The sequence below is a fragment of the Candidatus Krumholzibacteriia bacterium genome, from assembly GCA_029865265.1.
In the GTDB taxonomy this organism is placed as follows: domain Bacteria; phylum Krumholzibacteriota; class Krumholzibacteriia; order WVZY01; family JAKEHA01; genus JAKEHA01.
Map to the genome: position 1 here is coordinate 87,833 of JAOUHG010000012.1, position 6,651 is coordinate 94,483.

6 protein-coding genes are annotated in these 6,651 nt (G+C 68.4%); 4 read left to right on the forward strand and 2 right to left on the reverse strand.

Translation table 11 applies throughout. From position 1 onward, the window contains the following. Positions 1–47: 47 nt before the first annotated feature. Positions 48–1,682 (forward strand): tetratricopeptide repeat protein, encoded by a 1,635-nt coding sequence (locus OEX18_07900; protein ID MDH4337186.1) that lies wholly within the window; start codon positions 48–50, stop codon positions 1,680–1,682. A gap of 135 nt (positions 1,683–1,817) precedes the next feature. On the opposite strand, the gene OEX18_07905 is transcribed toward OEX18_07900, so the two are convergent. Then, positions 1,818–2,690, reverse strand: coding sequence for a hypothetical protein (locus OEX18_07905; protein ID MDH4337187.1), 873 nt, complete (start codon positions 2,688–2,690; stop codon positions 1,818–1,820). 178 nt (positions 2,691–2,868) lie between these two features. Between OEX18_07905 and OEX18_07910 the strand changes: the two genes are divergently transcribed. The 3 genes from OEX18_07910 to OEX18_07920 all read left to right on the forward strand — a co-directional run bounded on the left by OEX18_07910 (position 2,869) and on the right by OEX18_07920 (position 5,516). After that, the gene (locus OEX18_07910) at positions 2,869–3,705 is read left to right on the forward strand and encodes an MBL fold metallo-hydrolase (protein ID MDH4337188.1); all 837 of its coding nucleotides are present in this window, start codon (positions 2,869–2,871) and stop codon (positions 3,703–3,705) included. A gap of 87 nt (positions 3,706–3,792) precedes the next feature. Next, entirely contained in the window at positions 3,793–4,689 is an 897-nt protein-coding gene (locus OEX18_07915) for a proline dehydrogenase family protein (GenBank protein MDH4337189.1), read from the forward strand. 2 nt (positions 4,690–4,691) lie between these two features. Further along, a complete protein-coding gene (locus OEX18_07920) occupies positions 4,692–5,516 on the forward strand; it encodes a methyltransferase domain-containing protein (protein ID MDH4337190.1) in 825 nt (274 codons plus the stop codon). Here OEX18_07920 and OEX18_07925 read toward each other — a convergent pair. After that, on the reverse strand, positions 5,513–6,651 hold a 1,139-nt coding region (locus OEX18_07925; GenBank protein ID MDH4337191.1), incomplete at its 5' end, for a membrane dipeptidase. The genes OEX18_07920 and OEX18_07925 overlap by 4 nt on opposite strands.

Consider the following 6,651-nt stretch of genomic DNA (forward strand, 5'->3'; position numbering starts at 1 on the left):
CTTGTTCCCATGGGTCTCTCTCAACACTGACCAAGGAGGTCTCTGCAATGCGCCGCACGTTGTGTTTGATCTTCCTCGCGGCCGTGTGCACGTTTGCGTCCGCGCCCACCCGCGCCGCGGATGCGCCGGTGCTCCGCGCCGATCTGGATGTGTACGGCCGTTCCGTGTCCACGCAGTCGAAGGAGGCGCAGCGCTACTTCGACCAGGGGGTGGTGCTCCACTACGGTTTCAACCACGAGGCCGCCATCGCGTGCTTCGCGTACGCCGGCGAACTGGACCCCACGCTCGCCATGGCGTGGTGGGGACAGGCAATTTCCGCCGGCCCCAACATCAACAACCCGCACATGGATGACGCCGCCGCGCAGGCCGCGTACGCGTCCGCGCAGCGGGCGCTCGCGTTGATTGCCACCGCCTCACCGGTGGAGCAGGCGCTCATCCGTGCCATCGCCACCCGCTACGCCTGGCCGCAGCCGGAAGACCGCCGTGCGCTCGACGTGGCTTACGCAAAGGCCATGCAGGATGTCTGGGAGGCGTTCCCGCAGGACGCCGACGTGGGCGCGCTGTGCGCAGACGCGGTCATGAACCTCTACCCGTGGGACCTGTGGTCGATGGACGGCGAGCCACGCCCGGAGACGCTGGAGATCATGGCGATCCTGGAAGCAGTGCTGGCCATGAACCCGACCCACCCCATGGCCAACCACCTCTACATCCACACCATGGAGGCGTCGCCGATGCCGGAGAAGGCGCTGCCGTCGGCCAACGTGCTGCGCGACCGCGTCCCCGGCGCCGGCCACCTGGTGCACATGCCCGGGCACATCGACATCCGCCTTGGCCATTATCAGGACGCCATGACCGCCAACCAGAAGGCCATCGAGGTGGACCGGTCGTGGGCGGCGCAGGGTGGTTTCTACACGCTGTACCGCGCACACAACTTTCACTTCCTCGCCTACGCCGCCATGTTCGACGGCCAACGCGACATTGCGGTGGCGGCGGCGCGCGAGATGATTGAACAGATTCCGCTGGAGGTGGTGCGCGCGTATCCGGACTTCCTCGACGGGTTCATGGCCGTGCCCACGCACGTGCTGGTGCGCTTCGGCATGTGGAACGAACTGCTGTCGGAGCCGGCACCGCCGGAGGATCTCGTGGTCACCGTGGCCTTCTGGCACTACGGGCGCACGGTGGCGTACGCGGCCCTGGGCCGTGTCGAGGAAGGGACGCGCGAATTCGCGGCCTTCCAGAAGGCGGTGGCGGCGGTGCCGGAGAGCCGGCTGATCGGCAACAACACGGCACTCACCGTACTGGATGTGGGGCTGCCCATGGCCGAGGGAGAGCTCGAGTACCGCAGGGGGAACGTTGAGCGCGCCTTTGAACTGCTGCGCACCGCGGTGGCGCGGGACGTGGCGCTCAAGTACGACGAGCCGTGGGGCTGGATGATGCCGGTGTCGCACTCGCTGGGCGCGCTGCTAGTCGAACAGGCGCATTATGAAGAGGCCGAAGCAGTCTACCGGGCGGACCTGGCCATCCACCCGAACAACGGATGGGCGCTGTACGGCCTCGCCGAGTGCCTGCGCATGACGGGCAAAGCGGACGAAGCCGCGCAGGTGGATTCACGCTTCAAGACGGCGTGGTCGCGATCCGACATCACCATCAAGGCGTCGTGTTACTGCCGAAGGGGAATGTGACGAAAGCGCAACGCGCCGGCTGCGCGCCCGGGGCTCTCGAAGCAACCTTCAAGTATCAAGTTAACTCGTTGGGGCGGATCATGTTGGAAGTGTCCGCGCTGGGCCCGGTCTGGTACAATCAAGGCTCACTCACGCTTAGCGAGCCACGGCCCCCGGGGTCGCGGTGAAGTGACTCCCGGCGCGATCACCGTCGGACGGAAGCGGGGCGCGCTTCGGTCCAGCGGCCGCGCCGGGTGGCTTTTGGGAGTACCCCGGCCGGATCGACGGGAACGTCGCTTCGCGCAGGGCGTTCGTCTCGGTGTTCTGGATGACGATCTTCTTGCCGGTTCCGGCGTCGATCGCCACCACCTCCCGGTAGACCTCGCTGGCGACGAGGCCACGCTCCGAGTACCAGAAGAGACGTCTATCCGGAGGGTTGTCACCCTCCAGCTGATAGACCACGGCAAAGGCGGTCTCGGTCCTGCCGGGCGTCGTCAGGGTGTCCAGGAAGGCCACCGTCGCGTCCTCGGCCGGGTTCCCGTCGTGCAGGAGCCAGGACGCGCCCGGCGAGAGGGGATAGGCCAGCCTGCGCGCGGCGGTGACGCTGTCCAGGCCGGCGGCCGCGCCCGGCGGCAGCCGCACGGGGAGATCGGCCCGGTAGAGGCCGCTGGCGTCCTGGCGGTAGCGCCGCCAGGAATACGTCGTGTCGGGCGCTCCGGAGAGCATGAAGCGCTCCTCCTCCAGCGCCCATACCGTGCCGTCGATCAACTCATCGGCCACGATTTCGCGCACCACCGTCGCGCTCTGATCGACGGGTGGCAGGGCGTCGCTGCCGTCCTCGGCGATGTAGCGGACCATGCGTTGCGCGTCGTAGGTCCAGGTGGTGCCGACGTCCAGCGGGTAGAAGGCCGTATCGCCGGGTGCCGGGAGCGGGTCCGGATGCATGCCGTCGTCGGCGCAGGCGAACGTCAGCAGGAGGAGGATCGCCGCCAGGGTGGGGGGGTGGGATCGTGTCGGGATGGCTCTCATCGGTCCGGACGGCCCGGGGCGACGGCCGTACCCATCCAACGGTAGCACGCAGGCCGCGTGGCGGGTGGAATTTCTTGCGCCTGCGCGGCCGTCTCCCTAAAGTAGGCCCTGCCGCCACGCGCACAAACATGACTGACCCCAGCGCCACCCCATTCCCGTGCCCGGCTTGAGACGCTCCTTGCGGCAGCACTCCTTTGGCGCCGTGGTTGCGGCGGTGTGCCTGCTGGCGGCGGGTTGCAGCGGGCTCGCGCGCACCGACGGCGGGGTCTTTCCGCCCCCGGAGCGCAACACCATCACCTTCTGGGGCCACGCCTGCAGCTATATCGACATCGAGGGCGTGGGCGTGGTCACCGACCCGGTGTTTCGTTCCACGCTGATCTCGCGCCACCACCGCGGCCCCGTGCCGCCGCCGTCGTCGTACGCAGGTGCCCGCGTTATCCTGATATCGCACGCCCACCCCGACCACCTGGATCCGCCCTCGTTGCGCACCTTCCCGGATGCGGCGGTGATCCTGTGTCCGGAACCATCCGCAAAGTACCTCGAGGACGCGGGACACGAGGTGCACGTGATGCGCGCGGGCGAGGTCTACCTGTTTGCAGGCGGCACCATCACCGCCATCGCCATGCAGCACATGGGCAGCCGCTGGGGCGTGCGCGCCGCCACCGACGGGCGCGCGCTGGGGTATGTGATCGAAACCCCTGCCGGAACCATCTTCTACACCGGCGATTCCAACTACTTCTCCGGCTTTGCGGAGGTGGGCTGGACGTACGACCCCGACGTTCTCCTGATCAACGTCAACGGCCACCTGGTCGGCGCCGACGCGCTGCGCGCGGCGTGGGCCACGCAGGCGCGGGTGGTGGTGCCAATGCACTGGGGGACGTACCCGTACTGGATCTTCGGGGGCAACAACCGTCCGCGCGACGAGGACATGATGCGGCGCGCGATGGGGGAACGGCTGAGGATTCTGGAAGTGGGGCAGAGCATGGCGTTGTGGCGGAGCGATTCGCTCCCGTAGCGTCCGCAACCCGGACTTCCGGCGCGGGGCCCCGGGCACGTATAATTGCGCATCAATCTTATCACCTGGAAGGAAGCGTCTTACACCATGAGCATTGTCGACCGTGTCGTTGCATCCTCGCTGCCGCTCGTCCCCAGACCCATCGTCCGCAGGGTGGCGGATCCGTACATCGCGGGTGAGACCATCGACGACCTGTTGCGCGTGTCCAGGGAGATGAACGCGGACGGCTACATGGTGGCCGCCGCGATCCTCGGTGAGTTCGTCTCGCGGCGTGAGGAGGCGGACGAGGCGGTGCGCGAGTATCAGGGCCTCCTGAAGAGCCTGAGCGAGCACCAGGTGGACGCCTACATCCACGTCAAACCCACCCACCTGGGGCTGACTATCGACCACGATCTCTGCGTTCAGAACGTGCGCGCGGTGCTGGGGTTCGCGAAGCCACTGGGCCTGTTCGTGCGCCTCGACATGGAGGACTCCCCCTGCACCGACGGCACGCTGAAGGTGTACCACGCGGTGCGCGGCGAGTTCGACAACGTCGGCGTCGTGATCCAGTCGCGCATGCGCCGCAGCCTCGACGACGTGCGCGCGCTGGCCGCGGTGAAGGCAAACGTGCGGGTGTGCAAGGGGATCTACGTCGAGCCCTACGCCATCGCCTTCACCGATCCGGAACTGATCAGCCGCAATTTCATGGTGCTGGTGGAGGAGTTGCTGGGTGCGGGGTGCTACACCGCCATCGCCACCCACGACGAACGCCTGGTATTCGAGTCCGAGCGGCTCATCGATCGCATGGGCATTCAGCGCAACGCCTATGAATTCCAGATGCTGCTCGGGGTGCTGGAGCCGCTGCGCACCCAGATTCGCGCGCGCGGACACCGCTTGCGGGTGGCGGTACCGTACGGCCCGCACTGGTACGCCTATTCGGTGCGGCGCCTGCGCAAGAACCCGGCGCTTGCCGGCTACGTGCTCAAGGCCATGTTCAAGGGCTGACCGTGACCCGCGGCCGCGACGAATACATCCACGGTACGGCGCCCGACGAGCAGCGCCGTCTTTCGCGTCTCAACGAACTCATCAACCGCCAGTCGCTGGAACGCCTGCGCATCACCCGTGGCGAACGCGTGCTCGACGTGGGGTGCGGCATGGGGCAGTTGACGCGCGCCATCGCCGCGGCCGGGGGTGTGGTGACCGGCGTGGAACGCAGCGCGGAGCAGATTGCCGAGGGCGTGCGCCAGGCGGGGAGCGCGGCCAGCGCCGCCGAGATCCGCCAGGGGGACGCAATGGCACTTCCGCTGCGCGACGACGAGTGGGGCACCTTCGACGTGGTTCACACGCGCTTTCTCCTGGAGCATCTCCCGCAACCGCAGCGCGTGGTGGACGCCATGGTGCGCGCGGCCCGTCCCGGGGGACGCGTCGTGCTCGAGGACGACGACCACGATCTGCTGCGACTGTATCCCGCGGTTCCGGCGTTCGAGGAGATCTGGCGCGCGTATATGCGCAGCTACCAGGCCGGCGGGCGCGATCCGCGCATCGGCCGGCGGCTTCCCGAACTGCTGGCGCGCGCGGGCGCGAACCCCGTGCGCTGCGACTGGCCCTTCTTCGGCGCGTGTCAGGGTGGGGAGGACTGGGATATCATCGTGGATAACTGCCGGGCCATCGTGACCGGCGCGCGCGAGGCGATCCGCGCGTGTGGAATCAGCGAGGAGGCCTTCGACACCGGCCTTTGCGACTACGACGCGTGGCGCGTCCAACGCGGCGCCGCCTTCTGGTACTGCACCTTCTGGGCCGAGGGTGTGAAGCCCGCCGCCGCGCGCGATTAGCCGCGGGGCAGCGACTCCGCGAGGAAGCGCAGGGCGTTTCCGCCGAGGATCGAACCAATCTCACCGTCACTGAAGCCGGCCGCTTCCAGCGCGGGAACCAGGCGCTGAACGCCGGACGCGTCGAAGGGCATGGCGACGGCGCCGTCAAAGTCGGAACCGAGTGCCACGTGATCGACACCCGCCACGTCCGCCGCGTGACGGATGGCGCGGGCGACGGCCGCCGCGTCGTCACCACACACCGCCCCATCCCAGAAGCCGATTCCCACGATTCCACCCGCGGCCGCAATGCCGCGCAGTTCGTCATCGGAGAGGTTGCGGTTGCCCGGGCAGGTGCCGTCCACACCGGCGTGCGAAACCATCACCCGGCGGACACCGCCTGCGAGCACATCGCCGATGGTCGCGGATGATGCGTGGGCGAGGTCCACGATGCCGCCCAGGGAATCGATGCGCGCCACCGCGCGCCGCCCCAGCGTGGTGAGTCCTCCCTTGTGCCAGCCGTGCGCGGAACCGGCCAGCGCGGTATCGGTCATGTGCACCAGTCCGAAGACGCGGAAACCGGCGGCAAAGAGCCGGTCGATGGCGAAGAGATCGCCGTGGAGGCCGTGCAGGCCCTCGACGAGAAGAACCCCGCCGGTTGTCCCCGACATTCTTTCCTCACGGATCATTTGCACGTCTGATGCGCGCAGCACGGGGACCAGCCGGCCACCGGACGCCAGTGCGGTGCGGTGGAACGTCTCCGCCTGGGCGAGGGCGCGCTCCACCGGGGAGCGCCATGCGGCCTCGGGCCAGCGGTTGCACACGGCCACCAGGGTGACCAGGTCCGGGCCCTGCGGCGTGCGCCGGTAGTTGGCGCCGAGGGGGAACGCGTTGGTGGCGGAGAAGACCTGAATGACCACGCCCCCGTCACGTAGCCGCGGCAGATCCACGTGGCCGCGGCGGGAGCGTTCCAGCAGGGGACGGTTCCACAGGAGCGCGTCGCTGTGCAGATCGACCACCGGCAGTGTCGTGGGGGGGACACCGCCGCGCGCGACCCGGGTCCGGTTGGCAGCGCGGTCCACCACAGCAACGCCGAACAGGAAGGCCAGCACAGCGAGGACGAACAGGGGGACGAATGCGGAGATGAATCGCATCGGCC

Coding starts and splice junctions, on each gene's coding strand:
- OEX18_07900 (MDH4337186.1), top strand. CDS start 48: ATGCGCCGCACGTTGTGTTTGATCTTCCTCGCGGCCGTGTGCACGTTT.
- OEX18_07905 (MDH4337187.1), bottom strand. CDS start 2,690: ATGAGAGCCATCCCGACACGATCCCACCCCCCCACCCTGGCGGCGATC.
- OEX18_07915 (MDH4337189.1), top strand. CDS start 3,793: ATGAGCATTGTCGACCGTGTCGTTGCATCCTCGCTGCCGCTCGTCCCC.